The sequence below is a fragment of the Pseudomonas sp. SK genome, from assembly GCF_012975065.1.
Taxonomy (GTDB): Bacteria; Pseudomonadota; Gammaproteobacteria; order Pseudomonadales; family Pseudomonadaceae; genus Aquipseudomonas; species Aquipseudomonas anuradhapurensis.
This window is the reverse complement of the sequence record NZ_CP051857.1, coordinates 2,331,378-2,348,077: the sequence shown is the minus strand read 5'-3', so window position 1 is coordinate 2,348,077 and position 16,700 is coordinate 2,331,378. Positions and strand designations below refer to the sequence as shown.

General features: G+C 64.4%; 18 protein-coding genes. 8 read left to right on the top strand and 10 right to left on the bottom strand.

All coding sequences use genetic code 11. The features are described 5' to 3' along the window. Window positions 1-79: 79 nt before the first annotated feature. Complete coding sequence (locus HG549_RS10820) at window positions 80-1,000, top strand: LysR family transcriptional regulator (protein WP_170029488.1); 921 nt, start codon at window positions 80-82, stop codon at window positions 998-1,000. A 35-nt stretch (window positions 1,001-1,035) separates the two neighbouring features. On the opposite strand, the gene HG549_RS10815 is transcribed toward HG549_RS10820, so the two are convergent. Together HG549_RS10815 and HG549_RS10810 are read right to left on the bottom strand one after the other, a co-directional pair. Then, window positions 1,036-2,175: a glutathione-independent formaldehyde dehydrogenase gene (locus tag HG549_RS10815; protein ID WP_170029487.1), complete on the bottom strand. Its 1,140-nt coding sequence runs from the start codon at window positions 2,173-2,175 to the stop codon at window positions 1,036-1,038. A gap of 130 nt (window positions 2,176-2,305) precedes the next feature. Then, complete coding sequence (locus tag HG549_RS10810; RefSeq protein ID WP_170029486.1) at window positions 2,306-3,349, bottom strand: DUF3592 domain-containing protein; 1,044 nt, start codon at window positions 3,347-3,349, stop codon at window positions 2,306-2,308. Window positions 3,350-3,671: 322 nt separating this feature from the next. On the opposite strand from HG549_RS10810, the gene HG549_RS25890 reads away from it, so the two are divergent. Both HG549_RS25890 and HG549_RS10800 read left to right on the top strand, forming a co-directional pair. Further along, window positions 3,672-4,148, top strand: coding sequence for a hypothetical protein (locus HG549_RS25890; protein ID WP_178118819.1), 477 nt, complete (start codon window positions 3,672-3,674; stop codon window positions 4,146-4,148). A gap of 188 nt (window positions 4,149-4,336) precedes the next feature. Continuing rightward, window positions 4,337-4,735 (top strand): tetratricopeptide repeat protein, encoded by a 399-nt coding sequence (locus tag HG549_RS10800; protein WP_170029485.1) that lies wholly within the window; start codon window positions 4,337-4,339, stop codon window positions 4,733-4,735. Window positions 4,736-4,742: 7 nt separating this feature from the next. Here the strand turns inward: HG549_RS10800 and HG549_RS10795 are convergent, their stop codons facing one another. Next, entirely contained in the window at window positions 4,743-5,447 is a 705-nt protein-coding gene (locus HG549_RS10795; RefSeq protein WP_170029484.1) for an SDR family oxidoreductase, read from the bottom strand. Between the two features lie 89 nt (window positions 5,448-5,536). Continuing rightward, on the bottom strand, window positions 5,537-6,442 hold the full coding sequence (locus HG549_RS10790) for a LysR substrate-binding domain-containing protein (protein ID WP_170029483.1): 906 nt from the start codon (window positions 6,440-6,442) through the stop codon (window positions 5,537-5,539). A gap of 155 nt (window positions 6,443-6,597) precedes the next feature. Between HG549_RS10790 and HG549_RS10785 the strand changes: the two genes are divergently transcribed. The 3 genes from HG549_RS10785 (at window position 6,598) to HG549_RS10775 (ending at window position 8,779) form a co-directional block, all read left to right on the top strand. Next, complete coding sequence (locus tag HG549_RS10785; RefSeq protein ID WP_170029482.1) at window positions 6,598-7,059, top strand: GNAT family N-acetyltransferase; 462 nt, start codon at window positions 6,598-6,600, stop codon at window positions 7,057-7,059. A 112-nt stretch (window positions 7,060-7,171) separates the two neighbouring features. After that, window positions 7,172-8,077, top strand: a complete 906-nt coding sequence (locus tag HG549_RS10780; protein ID WP_170029481.1) for a LysR family transcriptional regulator — start codon at window positions 7,172-7,174, stop codon at window positions 8,075-8,077. A 99-nt stretch (window positions 8,078-8,176) separates the two neighbouring features. Continuing rightward, complete coding sequence (locus HG549_RS10775) at window positions 8,177-8,779, top strand: hypothetical protein (protein WP_170029480.1); 603 nt, start codon at window positions 8,177-8,179, stop codon at window positions 8,777-8,779. A gap of 19 nt (window positions 8,780-8,798) precedes the next feature. Here HG549_RS10775 and HG549_RS10770 read toward each other — a convergent pair whose 3' ends face one another. After that, window positions 8,799-9,677: a DMT family transporter gene (locus tag HG549_RS10770; protein ID WP_170029479.1), complete on the bottom strand. Its 879-nt coding sequence runs from the start codon at window positions 9,675-9,677 to the stop codon at window positions 8,799-8,801. Window positions 9,678-9,924: 247 nt separating this feature from the next. Here HG549_RS10770 and HG549_RS10765 point away from each other — a divergent pair, with 247 nt between their 5' ends. Further along, the gene (locus HG549_RS10765) at window positions 9,925-10,749 is read left to right on the top strand and encodes an aldo/keto reductase (RefSeq protein ID WP_170029478.1); all 825 of its coding nucleotides are present in this window, start codon (window positions 9,925-9,927) and stop codon (window positions 10,747-10,749) included. Window positions 10,750-10,776: 27 nt separating this feature from the next. Here HG549_RS10765 and HG549_RS10760 read toward each other — a convergent pair whose 3' ends face one another. From HG549_RS10760 to HG549_RS10745, 4 genes are all read right to left on the bottom strand, one after another. Beyond that, on the bottom strand, window positions 10,777-11,271 hold the full coding sequence (locus tag HG549_RS10760) for a GNAT family N-acetyltransferase (RefSeq protein ID WP_170029477.1): 495 nt from the start codon (window positions 11,269-11,271) through the stop codon (window positions 10,777-10,779). A 118-nt stretch (window positions 11,272-11,389) separates the two neighbouring features. Beyond that, window positions 11,390-12,325, bottom strand: a complete 936-nt coding sequence (catA, locus tag HG549_RS10755; protein ID WP_170029476.1) for a catechol 1,2-dioxygenase — start codon at window positions 12,323-12,325, stop codon at window positions 11,390-11,392. A gap of 43 nt (window positions 12,326-12,368) precedes the next feature. After that, window positions 12,369-12,659 (bottom strand): muconolactone Delta-isomerase, encoded by a 291-nt coding sequence (gene catC, locus HG549_RS10750; protein WP_170029475.1) that lies wholly within the window; start codon window positions 12,657-12,659, stop codon window positions 12,369-12,371. 62 nt (window positions 12,660-12,721) lie between these two features. Beyond that, complete coding sequence (locus HG549_RS10745) at window positions 12,722-13,849, bottom strand: muconate cycloisomerase family protein (RefSeq protein WP_170029474.1); 1,128 nt, start codon at window positions 13,847-13,849, stop codon at window positions 12,722-12,724. 135 nt (window positions 13,850-13,984) lie between these two features. Between HG549_RS10745 and HG549_RS10740 the strand changes: the two genes are divergently transcribed. Then, window positions 13,985-14,857 (top strand): LysR family transcriptional regulator, encoded by an 873-nt coding sequence (locus HG549_RS10740; RefSeq protein ID WP_170029473.1) that lies wholly within the window; start codon window positions 13,985-13,987, stop codon window positions 14,855-14,857. Between the two features lie 284 nt (window positions 14,858-15,141). Here HG549_RS10740 and HG549_RS10735 read toward each other — a convergent pair whose 3' ends face one another. Continuing rightward, window positions 15,142-16,635: an aldehyde dehydrogenase gene (locus tag HG549_RS10735; protein ID WP_170029472.1), complete on the bottom strand. Its 1,494-nt coding sequence runs from the start codon at window positions 16,633-16,635 to the stop codon at window positions 15,142-15,144. Window positions 16,636-16,700: the final 65 nt, after the last annotated feature.

Sequence of the window (16,700 nt, the reverse complement as noted above, 5' to 3'; positions counted from 1 at the left end):
GTGGTTTGCGACTACCTTATGCAGCGGGCCTTATTTGCGCTATACAATGCCTCCAATACATATATTGAGTTTTACAATAATGAGCGCACTCGACACCCTGCCCGATCCCAAGCTGCTGCAGCTGTTCGATGTGCTGTACCAGTGCCGCAGCGTGACCCGCACGGCAGAACAACTGGGCCAGAGTCAACCGACCGTGAGTATCTGGCTGGGCCGCTTGCGCGAAGAACTGAACGACCCGCTGTTCGTGCGTACCCCAGGCGGCATGGCCCCTACCTCGCGAGCTGACCAGTTGATCGGGCCCTGCCGCGAAGTGCTGGAATCGCTGCGGCGCCTGACCACCTGGGCACCGCAATTCGATCCGGCCACGGCGCAGCGGCGCTTTCGCCTGTGCGTCAGCGATGCCAGCCACATCACCTTGCTGCCCAGTATCCTCAACCACCTGCGCAGCCATGCGCCAGGCATTCGCCTGGAGGCGGCACGCATCGATGGCAATACCGAAAGCGCCCTGGAATCGGGCGAAGCGGACCTGGCCATCGGCTTCGTACCGTGGCTCGGCGCGGGCATGTACCAGCAAGTGTTGTTCGAACAGGACTGGGTCTGCCTGAGCAACCCGCACCACCCGCGCCTGGGCCAAGGCATCAGCGTGGCCCAGTACCAGGCCGAAGGGCATGTGCAGGTCAGTGCCGGGACCGGGCAGAAGTTGCTCGAGGCCGGCCTGGCGCGGGCCGGCATCGAACGCAGGATCATGCTGGAGCTGCCGGGCTTTCTCGGCCTGGGCATGATTGTCGGGTCGACCGACCTGGTGGCCACGCTGCCACGGCACATCGGCCAGACGCTGGCCACCATGCATGGTTTGCAGGTACACGATTGCCCGTTTGCGGTAGAAGGTTTCACCGTCAAGCAGCATTGGCACGCACGGTACCAGCAGGACAGCGGTAATCGCTGGATGAGGGAGGTGATCCGGGCGTTGTTCCAGAACGCAGGCAGTCAGCAGCGCTGACCCTGCTTCCGTCCGTGGAGGCAGGGCATGATGGATCAGGCAGCAGGCTTGAGCACCACCTTGGTCCAGCCATCATCCCGCGCATCGAAATGCTTGTAGGCATCGGGGCCTTCGGCAAGCGTCAGGCGATGGGAGATGATCTGCGAAGGCTTGGCACGCCCATGATGGATGAGCGCTGCAAGGCGCCGGTTATAGGCCTTGACGTTCGCCTGGCCGGTGCGGATGTGCTGGCCCTTGAACCAGAACGCGCCGAAATCGAAGGCCATCTTGCCCTGTTTTGCCAGGTCGTTCTTCGCCCCCGGGTCTTCTGGCACGAACACCCCCACTACGCCTATGCCACCGGTAGCCTTGGTCGAGGCAACCAGGTTGTTCATGGTCAGGTAATTCACTTCATGGCCATGCCTGTTGCAGCACTGATAGCCCACGCATTCGCAGCCCCGGTCGGTGCCTTTGCCGTGGGTCAGGTTCATGATTTGTTCCACGGCCTTGTGCTCGACGGCGTTGATCGGTGTTGCCCCAAGCCGCGCGGCAAGCTGCAGCCGATCTGGCTGGTTGTCTACCACGAACACCTGCGAGGCGCCCTTGATGATTGCCGAGTAGGCCGCCATCAGCCCCACTGGGCCGGCGCCATAGATCGCAATACTTTCGCCCGGCTGCAGACCGGCCAGCTCCGTTGCGTGCCAGCCAGTGGGGAAGATATCCGCGAGCATGACGTAGTCGTCTTCGCGCTCCTGGGCGTCCTCCGGCAGCACCAGGCAGTTGAAATCAGCGTAAGGCACACGTAACAACTCTGCCTGGCCACCTTGATAGGGGCCCATGTCGGCAAAGCCGTAGGCAGCGCCGGCGGCCCCCGGGTTGGCCGTGAGGCAGAATCCGGTCAGGCCTTTTTCGCAGTTCTCGCAGAACCCACAGCCGATATTGAACGGCAGGCAGACACGGTCACCGACCTTGACCCGGTCGACCCCGGCGCCCACCTCGATCACTTCGCCAAGGTTCTCATGGCCGAACACACGCCCGGCTTCGAACGAGGTACGGCCCTCATACATGTGCAGGTCGGAGCCGCAGATATTGCTGGTGGTGATGCGCACCAGCACGTCAGTGGGCTTTTCGATTCTTGCGTCCGGCACATCCTTGACGGCGACGTCACGCGGGCCGTTATAGACGATAGCTTTCATACTGAACTCCCGAATGTCAAGGGCACGAAAGGCGCCCTACCTTGTTGGGGTAGTGGCTTTGCCCTCGGTGTTCAGCCTGTGTGTGACCAGCCGGATCAGTGGCGCTAATCACCAGCGCGCCGGCGGTGGGTCAGCCAGTGAACAAATACTTGCCGTTGACTTTCCTGGGCCCGACGAAGGCGAAATCCGGGAAGATCTTGCCCCGGACGTACCAGACAAAAGCCAGCAGAGCGATACTGATGGCCATCACGCCAGTGGTGGTTGCCGGGTCGGATGCAAACCCTGCAAGCGATTTCGGAAGCTGCGCCAGTGCAAGGAGAATATACGCGTTATAGGCGCCGGCCCGGTGGTTGTAGAAGCCCCATACCAGAAGCAAGGGGATCAAGAGACTGGATACAGCCACGACCCACTTGGCTGTTGACCCGATTTGGCCCCCCCCTTCCAGCCCTGCAATAAGGCCAAGCAACGCCTGGACGAGCATTATCGTGATAAGAATATTGACTTTACGATCGTGTTCGTCGCAACGCACTGGATCCGCATACGAAGCGATGAAGTAGGCTAATTGGCTGTCTTTTACGCCCTGGCCAGAAAGCTGTGCGAACACTTGCGACTTTGCCGTGCCAGCATCGAGTAACTTGCGAACGCTTTTCTGAATCTCCTTCTTGCTCATCGCTACAGGTGAAAGGTGTTTTTCAGGCGTTCGCCTGACCGGTTTACTGCGACGCCACCGCAGTACAGCGACAGCGCCGACAGCGGCGAGCGCCCCCATGATAATGCAGAAGTAAAAGACCCCATCCAGCGAGAAGGTCCCTGGCTTGACGCTGTCCGGCTTTGCAGGGTCGACAAGAATGCCGATTACCTTGCCTTGCCTGAACGTCGCAATTGACCTTTCGACCGACTCCAGGCTAGTCCCGCAGGGGGAACTCGATACTTCGAGCGGGGACGTGTGCTGCTGCCCGTTCAACTCGAAGGTCACGTTGACCGAAGGGCAATAAGTCATACCCTTGTTGCGCAACTCTTCGGCGATGGAGACAGTAGCAACAGTCGCATTCAACTTCCACCAGGTCTTGACCTGTTCCCCTTTCTTGTGAGCATCAAGCGCGGCAAGCAGGCAGATAAAGGCAAAGAAAAACAGCACAACGAACAGGACCGCCCTCAGCAACAAGATCTTCATAAGACTCCTTGGCCACCGGGAGATGGAGTTCTATCGGCAAAGGCAGTTCGGCAGCAAGTTGCGCCGGCGGGCGATGTGCAGCTGTACTGAGGTTAGTTCATCGAAACTTTATTGCCATGCAACTTCCGGCCTCTGCACGCCTGCCGATCAGCCCGTCTTTACGCTTCCTTTTTTGGCTGGAGCGTGGCCGCAAAGGGATCCTGGGCGGGTGATGTTCAGGGATTGGATCCATGCGTATTCTGTCGGGTCAGCGGAACTCGAAACCGAACCCAATGTCGTATTGGCTACCAAGCACCCCTGCGCCTTCTGGAGGCGAACAAACATGAGAAAAACCCTGGTAGCCCTCTTTACTTGTGCCTTTGCGTTCGGCGCAACTGCCTTGTTGCCAGCCGATGTTTCACCGATTGCCTCGGCGTATGCCAAAGGCGGTGGCGGTGGCGGTGGCGGTGGCGGTGGCGGTGGCCACGGTGGTGGCGGCGGTCATGGCGGCGGGGCCGGCCATGGCGGCGGGCTGGGTGGTGGTCAGGGCGCTGGCAAAGGTAGCCACACGGGCAATGGCATGGGCCTCAGCGATGATCACGCCGGCAAGGCCACGCGCGACCATGGCTTGAGCGGCAACCACTACGGCAGCTCGCGCAACAGCGACAACGGCCACGGCACTACCACCTCCGGTGTTGCCCAATCCAAGGACACCCGCGGCCTGGCGAAATCGACGGCGATCTCCGCCACTACCCCGGGTGACCACAACACCAAAGGGCTGAGCGGCGCAACCCGAAACTCTTCGAAGAACGATCGCTGAACCGTAGCAGCGACTTCGTCGGGCACGGCTGAAAGCCTGCACGCTTCAGCAGCAACCAGCTGCTGAAGCGTGCAGATGAATCTCAAGCCGTGAGCCGCCCGACCAACGCCATCCTCTCCTCCCCCCGACAACATTTCGCTCGCTGCACGGCTCGCACAACCGCCAGGGCCGGGTCGAGACCACTACTGATGCCCAATACACTTGCTCTGTCGGCCTTGCTGTTATTATTAAGCGCCATCACCGCACCCGCTGCACTGGCCGGCGAGCGCTCCGCACCGGCACGTAGCAACAATGCCTCGACCGTGCTGATCGAAACGGCTTCGCAGCAGTATGCCGAAGGCCTGCTGGACCAGGCGGCAGCCACCCTGGAGCGCGCGCTGCAGATCCAGCCGAACAACCCGGCAACCTTGCACTACCTGGGCGTGCTGCGCCTTCAGCAAGGGCAATTCGAACAGGCCGAAACCTTGGCGCTGCGCTCCAACCTGCGGGTCGGCGCCAACCACGCGTTACGCAGTCGCAACCAGCAATTGATAGAGGCCGCACACAACGCCCGGCGCTCAGGCATGCTGCCGACAGCGGCGCACTGACGGCGACCTAGACACTCCGCGTCAGGCCACCATCGACCCTGATGTTCTGCCCGGTGATATAGGCAGCCCCGGCGCTGGCCAGGAAGGCAATGGTGGCGGCAATCTCCTCGCTGGAGCCATAGCGCTTGAGCGGTACGCTGTCACGGCGCTGCTCGGTGGCCGGCAGGCTGTCGATCCAGCCAGGCAGAACGTTGTTGATACGCACGTTGTCGGCCGCGTAGGTGTCGGCGAAGATCTTGCTGAACGCGGCCAGGCCGGAACGGAACACCGCCGAGGTGGGGAACATCTCGTTGGGTTCGAAGGCCCAGGCGGTGGAGATGTTGATGATGCTGCCACCCTTCTGCCGTTGCATGATCGGCGTCACCAGGCGGGCCGGGCGGATGACATTGAGCAGGTAGGTGTCCATGCCCTTGTGCCAGTCTTCGTCGCTGATCTGCAGGATCGGCGCGCGAGGGCCGTGGCCGGCACTGTTGACCAGCACGTCGACGCGCCCCCACTGCCCGACCACGGCATCGACCAGGCGCTGCAGGTCGGCAACCGACTGGTTGCTACCGGTGACGCCGATACCGCCCAGTTCCCTGGCCAGCGCCTCGCCCTTGCCCGAGGACGACAGGATACCGACCTTGAAACCGTCGGCGGCCAGGCGGCGTGCCGCTGCGGCGCCCATGCCGCTGCCACCGGCGGTGATGATGGCCACTTTTGCTTCTGACATGTTGCCTCCTTCGCTAATCCAGCACTGTGTTTGCAAGTGCATTCACACTAGCAGCCACGCTGGCAGCGAGGGAGGCAGCCCGGCTTCGCCTAGACGATAGATTTCCTATCGCCTGCCTGAGCCTGCAACCACGCCCTGACAAGCTGCAGGGTCGCCGGCGCCTGCCGCTTGCGCGGCCATACCAGGTAAAACGCCTTGTCCAGCCGCAATTGCTGGGGGAACACCTGCACCAGGCGCCCGGCAGCCAGGTCGTCGCTGACGAAGGCCTGGCTGGCCAGGGCGATGCCCTGCCCGCCAATCGCGGCTTCGATGGCCAGTGAAGTCTGGTTGAAGCGCACGGTGCGGGCGCTGGCCGGCGAATGGCCTGGGAACACTGCTGCGTAGAACTGCGGCCAGAAGTTGTGCGCATCGTGCAATGCCACATAACGCTGCAAGGCGGCGAAATCGCCGGGCCGCCCCATTTCGGCCAGCAACCCGGGGCTGGCCACCGCGACGACTGTGGGGGCCATCAGCAATTCAGCGTTCAGCCCCGGCGCAAATGGCGGCTGGCCATAACGCACGGCCAGGTCCACACCGTCGGTATGAAAGTGGGAAAGCCGGTCGGTCGCCAGTACCCGCAGGTCAATCTCGGGGTGGCGCTCGGCAAAGTGCCCGAGCCTGGGGATCAGCCATTTCGAGGCAAAGGTTGGCGTCACGCTGACGGTGAGCTGGGACGGCGCCGGGCGCAACAGCCGCGTGGCTTCGTCGATCATCGCCAGGGCGCTGCGCACGCTGGTGCTGTAGGCGTGCCCGGCATCGGTCAGGCCAAGGCCGCGCGGCAGGCGCTCGAACAGGCGCACCTGCAGGCTGGCCTCCAGCCCGCGCACCTGCTGGGCGACAGCCGCCTGGGTCACGCCAAGCTCTTCGGCCGCCAGGCGGAAGTTCAAGTGGCGCGCCACCACTTCGAACACGCGTAGCGCATTGAGCGAAGGCAACCCGGGGTAACCTGCAGGCATGGCGATGGTTTTTCTATTGGCTGAACATGGCGCGAGGCTAACCCTGTCGGCCAAGGAAGTCGATGCCTGGCGCCCGTGCAGCGCCGGTTCCAATTGTGGCAACGGCGTCCTGCTGGGCAAACTGGAGAACTGCACGTGCAGACAAGGATGATGCCATGCAGATACGCCCACTGACCCACGATGATCTGCCCCACGCCAGTGCCCTGTGCCTGGATGCTTTCACCCAGGCCGTCGCGCCCACGCTGCCAGCGCAGGGTGTGGCAACGTTTGCCAGGGTGGCAGCGGCCGACGCGTTTGCCGAACGCATGCAAGGCGACAACCTGATACTGGTCGGGGTGGTGGATGGCGCCATGGTGGGCCTGGTCGAACTCAAGCAAGGCTGCCATATCGCCATGCTGTTCATCGCCCCCCGCTGGCAACGCCAGGGCATCGGCGCGCGCCTGATGAACGCAGCGCTGGAACACGCCAGGGCCGAGGTCGTGACCGTCAGGGCATCACTGCCTTCGGTACCTGCCTACCAACACTACGGTTTCACCCTGGCAGGCGCGGTGAATGCGTTTGCCGGGATGGTCTATCAACCCATGGAGAAGCGCTTGCCCGGCTGGCGTGAGCAATGAAACGCGCACCCAGGTTGTATGCCGAACGCCCTGCGCACATCCCTACAAGGCACAACCCCCGGCAACATGCTTCACTACAGCGCCAACCCCCCTGTTCCGGAACCCGAGCCCCATGAACCGCAACGACCTGCGCCGCGTCGACATGAACCTGCTGGTGTTGTTCGAAGCCCTGATGATCGAACGCAACCTGACCCGCGTCGGCGAAAAGCTGTTCATTACCCAGCCCACCGTCAGTGCCGCGCTCGCGCGCCTGCGCGAGCTGTTCGACGACCCGCTGCTGATCCGCAATGGCCGGGCCATGGAGCCCACGCCAAGGGCCATGCAGATCTTCGCCGAGCTGGGGCCGGCCATGGACGTGATTTCCGCTGCCATCAGCCGCGCCCGGGAGTTCGACCCGGCCAGCAGTTGCAACGTGTTCCGCCTGGGGTTGTCGGACGATGCCGAATTCGGGCTGTTCCCGGCCCTGCTCCAGGCCCTGCGCGAAGAAGCCCCGAACCTCAGCGTGGTGGTGCGGCGGGCCAACTTCCTGCTGATGCCGGGGCTGCTGGCCAGCGGCGAGATTTCGGTCGGGGTGAGCTACACCACCGACCTGCCGGCCACCGCCAAACGCCGCAAGCTGCGCGACATCGGCGTGCGGGTATTGCGCGCCGACGACCGCCCGGGCCCGCTGACCCTCGACGAATACTGCGCACGACCGCATGTGATGGTGTCATTCTCGGGCGACATGAGCGGCAACATCGACCTCGACCTGGCGCGCATCGGCCGCTGCCGCAAGGTGGTGCTGGCGGTGCCGCAGTTCGGCAGCCTGCGCGCCTTGCTGCGCAATACCGAACTGATCGCCACGGTGCCGGACTATGCCGCCTGTGCCTTGGCCGACGATGGCAGCCTGCGCGCCGACCCGGCGCCGTTCGACATCACCGAGGCCGAGCTGTCGATGGTCTGGAGCGGTGCCCAGGACAACGACCCGGCCGAGCGCTGGTTGCGCGAGCGCATCCTGCAGTTCATGGCGGCGCGGTAAACCATCGACCTCATCGATAGCCACCATGAATGCCATCGAGTTCCGCTGCGCCTGGCTCGGGCGGAAGATAGCGGCATTCACCGATGGATGAGGCCTCCCATGAAAACCGGCATGATCGCTGCCCTGCTCGCCTTGCTGGCCGCCGTTGGCGGCTGTGCCAGCCCAGCCAGCACCGACACCCAACCCTATGGGCACTTCTACGCCGCCACCGCCCTTTCCGGCGTCGCCCTGGCCCCTGGCCAGCGGGTGGCGGTGCTGCTGGGGCGGGACGCCGAGGCCACCCTGGAATACCTCGGCAGCCATCAAGCCCAGGCCACCACGCCGGCCCGGGGCCAGCGCATTCCGGTTCCGGTAGCGACCCTGAACAGCGAGAGCCAGGCGTACGACTGGCTGGCACGCTCGCTGGCGCAGCAGTTCGCCGAAGTGACTTTCTATGACGACCTGGACACGCTGCTGGGCGACCACCCGGATGTCATCGTGCTGCTCGATACCGAAAGCCGCCTGGCCAGTGCCGAGATCGAAAGCCGGGTGGTGGCGCGCTTCTTCGACGACCAGCTGACCTACATCGGCCGCGCCGAAGGGCGGTCGCACAAGCGCCTGGGCGATGTGGCGCGGGTGGCCGAGGACGAACGCGCGGTGCAGGCCGATGCCTTGCGCGACTTTGACGATTCGCTGCAGGTGCTGTTGAAGCGACGGGTCTGACGGCGCAATCGCGGGGTTGCTACTTGCCCCGCTGCATCCACGCCGCCCCCAGCCCACTCAGGCAGATCACCGCAATGCCGACCAGGCTCAGGGTATCCGGCACCTGGCTGTAGACCACCAGGCCCAGCAACCCGGCAAACACGATCTGGCAATAGCTGAACGGCGCCAGCAAGGCCGGCGCGGCATGGCGAAAGGCCTGGGTCAGCAGCAGGTGCGCGGTCATGCCGAAGCCGCCCAGCGCCAGCATCAGCAATGCGTGGTCCCAGCGCGGCATCTCCCAGAAGAACGGCACCAGCGCGCTCATGGCCAAGGTGTTGCACAACCCCGCATAGAAATTGCTGGTGGTCGGGCTGTCATGTGCCGCCAGGATGCGCGTCAGCAACTGATAGAAGCAGAAGCCCAGCGCCGAACCGAACGGGTACAGGATAGCCGGGGTGAACATCGCCCCCCCTGGGTGCACCACCACCAGCACGCCAATGAAGCCCATCACCACCGCGGCCCACTGCCCCACCGTGACCCGTTCCTTGAGCAGCGGCGCCGACAACGCAGTGACCAGCACCGGGGCGAGGAAGTTGACCGCAGTCGCCTCGGCCAGCGGCAGGTACTGCAGGCCGCTGGTAAACAGCAGGCTGGTACTCAGCAGGCTCAACGCACGCAAGGTCTGCAGCAGTGGGCGGCGGGTGCGCAGCACGTTGAGCCCTGCCTTGGGCAGGAAAATGCCGGCCATCAGCAGGGTATGCACCACATACCGCGCCCACACCACCATGATGATCGGGTACAGGCCACCAAGGAACTTGGACAGGGCATCGTGACTGGCGAACAGGAACGTCGCCATCACCACCAGGGCGATGCCGCGCAGCGGTTGGTTGATTCCGGACAGCGGTGTGCTGGAACTCATGGCTCTCTCGATGACGGCGCGGCTGGATGCCACGCCCAGGGAAGGCCGCGCAGGCAGGGCCCGGCGGATGCAACAGCGCGAATTCTAGAAGAGATACCGCAGCATAAGGAAGTTCCCGCGCCGCTTGCCCAGGCCGATTGCAGATTGTGTTCGCTGATCGACCACTTTTCGCCACTGACGCATGGTCCGTGCCGTACTGATCGCCGACCATCGCTGGCGATCCCCTCGTTCCGTACAAGGAATTTACATGCAAAGGCTCACCACCGGTAACGGCCTGGACCTGCCTGCGATCGGCCTGGGCACCTGGCCGATGACCGGCAGCGCGTGCACCCACGCTGTGCGCCAGGCGCTTGAACTTGGCTATCGGCACATCGACACGGCCACCGCCTACGACAACGAAGCTGCCGTCGGCCAGGCCCTGCGCGACAGCGACGTACCACGCGAGCAGATCCACCTGACCACCAAGGTGTGGTGGGATCGCCTGGCGCCCAAGGCCATGCGCCAGTCACTGGAAGACAGCCTGCGTGCCCTGGGCACCGAGCAGGTCGACCTGTTTCACATCCATTGGCCTGGCAAGGACTGCGACCTGGCCCGCAGTATCGAGACCCTGGTGGCGCTGCGTGACGAGGGCAAGGCGCGCAGCATCGGCGTGGCCAACTTCCCGCTGGGGCTGCTGCGCCAGGTGTTGGAAACCCTGGGTGCGCCGCTGTCGGCGATCCAGGTCGAGTACCACGTGCTGCTCGGCCAGCCAGCGCTGCTGGACTATGCCCGCCGCCACGACCTGCTGCTCACCGCCTACACCCCGCTGGCCCGCGGCCAGGCAGCGGCACAGCCGGTAATCCAGGCGATCGCCGGCAAGCATGGCGTGCTACCCAGCCAGGTGGCGCTGAAATGGTTGCTGGATCAGGACGGTGTAGCGGTGATCCCCAAGGCGAGCAGCCGCGCTAACCAGCTGGCCAACCTGGCAGCTCTGAACGTGCAGCTGGATGACCAGGACCGCTTGGCGATTGCCGGCCTGCCAAAGGACCAACGATTGGTCAGCCCGGCGTTTGCGCCGGACTGGAACAGCTGAGCGAGTACCTGCACCTGGCCGCTACGGCTAATGTCGGGCGCCGCTCACCAGGAAACTGAGCAGGTCCGGCTCGTCCTCCAGGGTGATCGCCTGCGCCGGACGCGACAGCCCGGCCAGCACGGCGTTGCAGAAGGCCACCGCCGGCGCGTCCTGGGCGTAACAGCGCAACAGCCAATCGCCCTCGCCGCCCAGAAACTGCAACGCCACCGCCCGGCCGATGCCCTGCCGGCGGTATTTCTTCAGGATGAACAGGTCAGCCAGCTCGAACGCCTGGATAGCGGCCAGTTCGCTGCGCTCCACCAGCACGAAGCCGGCAATGAAGCCGTCTGCCAGCACCAGGTAGGCGCCCCAGCCATCGGCTTGCCAGTAGCGTTGCAGGTGTTCGTCATGGATGTAGAAGCGGCCATCCACCTCGACGTCTTCCTGCTCCCAGTCGGAAGACTCGTAGGCGTAGAACTGGTAGAGGTTGCGGATCAACAGGGCCTGGTCAGCGGTGGTGGCCAGCAGTTCGATGGGCAGCATGGTGCGGGGCTCGGGTAAAGGACGGATGCCAGTTTACTCGCCTCGGGCAATAAAAAGCCCGGGCCCTCCCCGCACGGAAAGGCCCAGGCAAAAAACCCCTGCAGGCGCGCTGCAGGGCTCAGTTGCTTTGCAATGCCCGCGGGCGATGGCTGCGCGCCTCGGCTGCCGGGGCCTTGGCCGCCTGCAGGTGGAAGTCGAAGGCCAGCTCGGCAAAGCGCTCGCCCTGCACACCGCGGTCGCGGGCTTGCGCAGCATCCTCGACAAAGCGCAGCTCGCCGACCAACCCGTCGCGGGTGGCATAGGCAAAGTCATCCCACAGGTACTGGTCACCGGCAAAGTTGATCTGCGTGGTCAAATGGCGGTGCCCGGGCGCCGAGATGAAGAAATGCACATGCGCCGGGCGCTGGCCATGGCGGCCGAGCAGGTCCAGGCATTCCTGGGTCGGCCCCTGCGGGTCGCAGCCATACCCCGAGGGCACGATGGAACGTGCGCGGTAGCGGCCCTCGGCGTCGGTGATGATGCGCCGGCGCAGGTTGTAGTCGGACTGGCTGGAGTCGAAGTAGGAATACGTGCCCTGGGTGTTGGCGTGCCACAGGTCAACGGTGGCACCGGCCAGCGGCGCGCCGTCGGCACCGAATACCTGGCCCTGGAGGAACATCACCACGCCCGGGTCAGTGCCATCGTCCATACGCGCTTCACCCTGCGCCAGCGGCGCGCCCGCCACATACAGCGGGCCCTCGATGGTACGCGGGGTGCCGCCGGTCAGGCCGGCCTCGGCGTCCTTGGCGTCCTGCAGCAGGTCGAGGAAGTGTTCGAGGCCCAGGCCTGCCGCCAGCAGCCCGGCTTCATTGCGCCCGCCCAGGCGGTTGAGGTAGTCCACGGCATGCCAGAACTCGTCCTCGGTGATGTCCAGGTCCTCGATCAGCCGGGCGCTGTCCTGCAGCACGCGCAGGATGATCTGCTTGACGCGCGGATTGCCTGCGGCATGGTCCAGGCCGGCCACTTCGCTGAAGAACGCTTGAACATCGGCAGTGTGGGAAATCTTTGTGGTCATCGTGCTTTCCTCATCTTGTTCTTGTCAGGCACACAGGTGCGAATCAGCGGTCGTCGCTGCGGATCGACGAGGGATGCCGGCACAAGCCGTCGACCTCGATGTCCATGAAGGGGAACAGTGGCAGTTGCATCAGGGTATCGTGTAGCGCTTCGACACTGGCTACATCGAACACGCTGTAGTTGGCATAGTGCCCGGCAATGCGCCACAGGTGGCGCCAGGTACCTTCGCGCTGCAGGCGCTGGGCCAGTTCCTTTTCGTCGGCCTTGAGCTGGGCAGCCTTGGCTGGGTCCATGTCGACCGGCAGTTTCACGGTCATCTTCACGTGGAACAGCATGGGGAGGTCTCCTTGCGTATGACTGGATCGTTTGGTTGGCAGAGCCCTTGGTCGCAGCGGGTTTACCCGCGAGCACGGGCGAAGCGCGCCAGGCGCTGTTCGTCCAGGCTCAGGCCCAAGCCTGGGGTGCGAGGGATGTGCAACTGAAAGTCGCGGTACTGCAGCGGCTCGTTGACGATCTCTTCGGTGAGCAGCAGCGGCCCGAACAGTTCGGTACCCCAGGTCAGCTGGCGCAGGGTAAGGAAGGCATGGGCCGAAGCCAGGGTGCCGATCGAGCCTTCGAGCATGGTCCCGCCGTACAGGGCGATACCGGCGGCCTCGGCGATTTGCGCGGTGCGCAGCACGGCGCGCGGGCCGCCGTTCTTGGCGATTTTCAGGGCGAAGATGCTGGCCGCGCCGTCGGCGGCCAGGCTGAAGGCGTCTTCGACGCTTTCGATCGATTCGTCGGCCATGATCGGCGCCGGGCTACGCTGGTTCAGGCGCACCTGGCCGCTGCGGTTGCTACGTGAAATCGGTTGCTCGATCAGGTCGATGCCGTTGTCACCGAGCACCTGGCAGGCACGGATGGCCTGGGACTCGTCCCAGTACTGGTTGACATCGACCCGCACGCTGGCGCTGTCGCCCAGTTCGCGCTTGATCGCCAGCACATGCTTGAGGTCCTGCGCCACCGGGTTGGCGCCGATCTTCAACTTGAACACCCGGTGCCGGCGGATTTCCAGCATGTGCCGGGCTTCGGCGATGTCGCGGGCGGTATCGCCACTGGCCAGGGTCCAGGCCACTTCCAGGCTGTCGCGCACGCGGCCGCCGAGCAGTTCGCTGACCGGCAGGCCCAGGCGCTTGCCCTGGGCATCGAGCAAGGCGCTCTCGATACCCGACTTGGCAAACGTGTTGCCCTTGGCCAGCTTGTCCAGCTTGAGCATGGCGGCATTGATGTTGTCTGCCGGCAGGCCGACCAGCGCCGGGGCCAGGTGCGCATCGACGTTGGCCTTGATGCCTTCGGGGCTTTCGTAGCCGTAGGCCAGGCCACCGATGGTAGTGGCCTCGCCAATGCCCTCGACGCCATCGCTGCAGCGCAGCCGCAATACCACCAGGGTCTGCTGCTGCATGGTGTGCATCGCCAGCTTGTGCGGGCGAATGGTCGGCAGGTCGACGATAATGGCTTCTATACGTTCAATCAGCGCGCTTGTCATTGTTGCCAGATCCCGTTATATCGGGCTGCCAGCCGCAGGCCCGAATGGTGCATTTACTTGATGGTGCAAGGATTGCGCGAGACCCTGATGGCCGTCCAATATCGAATGAATCTCCCACCATACCCTGGAGGTCTGATGGAGCTGCGCCACCTGCGTTACTTCAAGGTTCTCGCCGAGACCCTGAATTTCACCCGTGCCGCCGAACTGCTGCACATTGCCCAGCCACCGCTGAGCCGGCAGATCAGCCAGCTCGAGGACGAACTGGGCACATTGCTGGTGGCGCGCGAACGCCCGCTGCGGCTGACCGAGGCCGGCCGCTTCTTCTACGAACAGAGCTGCACCGTGCTGCACCAGTTGCAGACCATCAGCGACAACACCCGCCGCATCGGCCTGGGCCAGCGCCAATGGCTGGGTATCGGTTTCGCCCCCTCGACCCTGTATACCGTGTTGCCGGAGCTGATCCGCGAACTGCGCAAGGACAGCGAACTGGAGCTGGGCCTGAACGAAATGACCACGCTGCAGCAGGTGGACGCGCTGAAAAGCGGGCGCATCGATATTGCCTTCGGGCGCATTCGCATCGATGACCCGGCGATCCAGCAGCAGGTGCTGTGCGAAGACCCGCTGGTGGCCGTGCTGCCCAAGGGCCACCCGCTGGCGGGCGTGCCGCTGAGCCTTGCCGAACTGGCGGGCGAGGCGTTCATCCTCTACCCGGCCAACCCCCGGCCCAGCTATGCCGACCATGTGCTGGCGCTATTCGCCCAGCACGGCATGAGCATCCGCGTCAGCCAGTGGGCCAACGAGCTGCAAACCGCCATTGGCCTGGTGGCCGTTGGCGTGGGCGTGACCTTGGTGCCGGCCTCGGTGCAACAACAGCACCGCACCGATATCGAATACGTCGCCCTGCTCGACAGCGGCGCCGTCAGCCCGATCATCCTCAGCCGGCGCAAGGGCGACGTGAGCCCGATCGTGCAGCGCTGCCTGGCATTGATTGCCCAGCAAACCAGCTAGGGCATGAATGTATGAGCGGATTTATCCGCGATGCCGGCGACGTGGTGGATGGCACCGGCTGTGCCGGTGATCGCGGCTGAAGCCGCTCCTACAGGTACGGCGTCAACCCGAAGCCAGCGCGGTTCACACCTGTAGGAGCGGATTTATCCGCGATGCTGGCGACGTGGTGGATGGCACCGGTGTGCCGGTGATCGCGGCTGAAGCCGCTCCTACAACCGGCGCAGTACCTGTGGCAGCGGGCATACCGACGAAGAACGCAAGGCAGCCCGATCGGCCAACTGGCATCAGGCGCGCAGCTGGTACCAGGTGGTCTTGAGCTGCGAATACTTGTCGAACGAATGCAGCGACAGGTCGCGGCCAAACCCGGACTGCTTGCCACCGCCGAACGGCACCGCCACGTCCAGCGCATCGACCGTGTTCACCGACACCGTACCGGCCTTCAGCGCCCGCGCCACGCGGTGCACCTGGTTGAAATCATCGCTCCACAGCGACGCCGCCAGGCCGTAAATGCTGTCATTGGCCAGGCGCACGGCCTGTTCCTCGGTGTCGAACACGCTGACCGCCAGCACCGGCCCGAACACCTCCTCCCGTGCCAGGCTCATGTGGCCCTCGACACCGGCGAAAATAGTCGGCTCGATGTAATTGTCCGAACCGTCGATCGTCAGGCGCCGGCCACCACACACCCGCCGTGCACCCTCCTGCCCTGCCCGGGCGATGGCCGCCTCGATCCGGCCAGTCTGCTGCGCATCGACAATCGCACCGGCCCGGCTCGCCGGGTCCAGCGGATTACCCGGCAGCCACTGGCGGGCCTTGGCCTGCAGGCGTTCGATGAATGCGTCATGGATGGAACGCTGCACATACAGCCGCGAGTTGGCCGAGCACACCTCGCCCTGGTTGAAGAAGATACCGAACGCGGCCTTTTCCGCAGCCAGGTCCAGGTCCTGGCAGGTTTCAAACACCAGGTTGGGGCTCTTGCCACCGCACTCCAGCCATACCTGCTTGAGGTTGGACTGCGCCGAATACTGCATGAAGTACTTGCCCACCTGGGTGGAGCCGGTGAACACCAGGCAATCCACGTCCGGGTGCAGGCCCAGCGCCCGCCCGGCCTGCTCGCCCAGGCCCGGCAGCACGTTCAGCACGCCTTCCGGCACCCCGGCCTGCAATGCCAGCTCACCCAGGCGCAGGGCCGAGAACGGTGATTGCTCGGCGGGCTTGAGCACCACGCTGTTACCGGCGGCCAGCGCCGGGGCGAGTTTCCACGCGGCCATGTCGAGCGGGAAGTTCCACGGCACTACCGCGGCGACAACGCCCAACGCCTCACGGGTAATGGTCGCCAGCGCATTGGGTGCGGTGGGTGCCACCTGGTCGTAGAGCTTGTCCAGTGCCTCGCCATACCAGGCGAACACCTGTGCCGAGCCCGGCACGTCGATGTGGTAGGCGTCCATGACCGGCTTGCCCATGTTCAGCGAGTCCAGCAGGGCCAGTTCTTCACGCTGGGCCATGATCAGCTCGGCCAGGCGCAGCAAGACCTTCTTGCGCTCGACCGGAGCCATGCGCGGCCACGGGCCGTGTTCGAAGGCGCGGCGGGCGCTGGCGACGGCCAGGTCCACTTCGGCCTGGCCGCAGGCGGCGACCTGTGCCAGCACGGCGTTGCTGGCCGGGTTGATGGCGGCGAAGGTGGCGCCGTCCTGCGCGTTGACGGGCTTGCCGTCGATCAGTGCCCGGGCCGGGAGATGCAGGCCCGAGGCGCGTTGTTGCCAGAATTCGAGGGTGTACATTTGTACTCCTGGTAACGGTTGTAGCAGCGTTTTCACAAGGGCTAGGCAATTTCTGTGGGAGCGGG

Excerpts from the sequence above, each read along its gene's own strand:
- HG549_RS25890 (WP_178118819.1), top strand. The coding sequence starts at position 3,672 with ATGAGAAAAACCCTGGTAGCCCTCTTTACTTGTGCCTTTGCGTTCGGC.
- catA (WP_170029476.1), bottom strand. The coding sequence starts at position 12,325 with ATGACCACAAAGATTTCCCACACTGCCGATGTTCAAGCGTTCTTCAGC.
- HG549_RS10780 (WP_170029481.1), top strand. The coding sequence starts at position 7,172 with ATGAACCGCAACGACCTGCGCCGCGTCGACATGAACCTGCTGGTGTTG.
- HG549_RS10770 (WP_170029479.1), bottom strand. The coding sequence starts at position 9,677 with ATGAGTTCCAGCACACCGCTGTCCGGAATCAACCAACCGCTGCGCGGC.
- HG549_RS10810 (WP_170029486.1), bottom strand. The coding sequence starts at position 3,349 with ATGAAGATCTTGTTGCTGAGGGCGGTCCTGTTCGTTGTGCTGTTTTTC.
- HG549_RS10785 (WP_170029482.1), top strand. The coding sequence starts at position 6,598 with ATGCAGATACGCCCACTGACCCACGATGATCTGCCCCACGCCAGTGCC.
- HG549_RS10790 (WP_170029483.1), bottom strand. The coding sequence starts at position 6,442 with ATGCCTGCAGGTTACCCCGGGTTGCCTTCGCTCAATGCGCTACGCGTG.
- HG549_RS10815 (WP_170029487.1), bottom strand. The coding sequence starts at position 2,175 with ATGAAAGCTATCGTCTATAACGGCCCGCGTGACGTCGCCGTCAAGGAT.
- catC (WP_170029475.1), bottom strand. The coding sequence starts at position 12,659 with ATGCTGTTCCACGTGAAGATGACCGTGAAACTGCCGGTCGACATGGAC.
- HG549_RS10740 (WP_170029473.1), top strand. The coding sequence starts at position 13,985 with ATGGAGCTGCGCCACCTGCGTTACTTCAAGGTTCTCGCCGAGACCCTG.
- HG549_RS10775 (WP_170029480.1), top strand. The coding sequence starts at position 8,177 with ATGAAAACCGGCATGATCGCTGCCCTGCTCGCCTTGCTGGCCGCCGTT.
- HG549_RS10820 (WP_170029488.1), top strand. The coding sequence starts at position 80 with ATGAGCGCACTCGACACCCTGCCCGATCCCAAGCTGCTGCAGCTGTTC.
- HG549_RS10735 (WP_170029472.1), bottom strand. The coding sequence starts at position 16,635 with ATGTACACCCTCGAATTCTGGCAACAACGCGCCTCGGGCCTGCATCTC.
- HG549_RS10765 (WP_170029478.1), top strand. The coding sequence starts at position 9,925 with ATGCAAAGGCTCACCACCGGTAACGGCCTGGACCTGCCTGCGATCGGC.
- HG549_RS10760 (WP_170029477.1), bottom strand. The coding sequence starts at position 11,271 with ATGCTGCCCATCGAACTGCTGGCCACCACCGCTGACCAGGCCCTGTTG.
- HG549_RS10745 (WP_170029474.1), bottom strand. The coding sequence starts at position 13,849 with ATGACAAGCGCGCTGATTGAACGTATAGAAGCCATTATCGTCGACCTG.
- HG549_RS10800 (WP_170029485.1), top strand. The coding sequence starts at position 4,337 with ATGCCCAATACACTTGCTCTGTCGGCCTTGCTGTTATTATTAAGCGCC.
- HG549_RS10795 (WP_170029484.1), bottom strand. The coding sequence starts at position 5,447 with ATGTCAGAAGCAAAAGTGGCCATCATCACCGCCGGTGGCAGCGGCATG.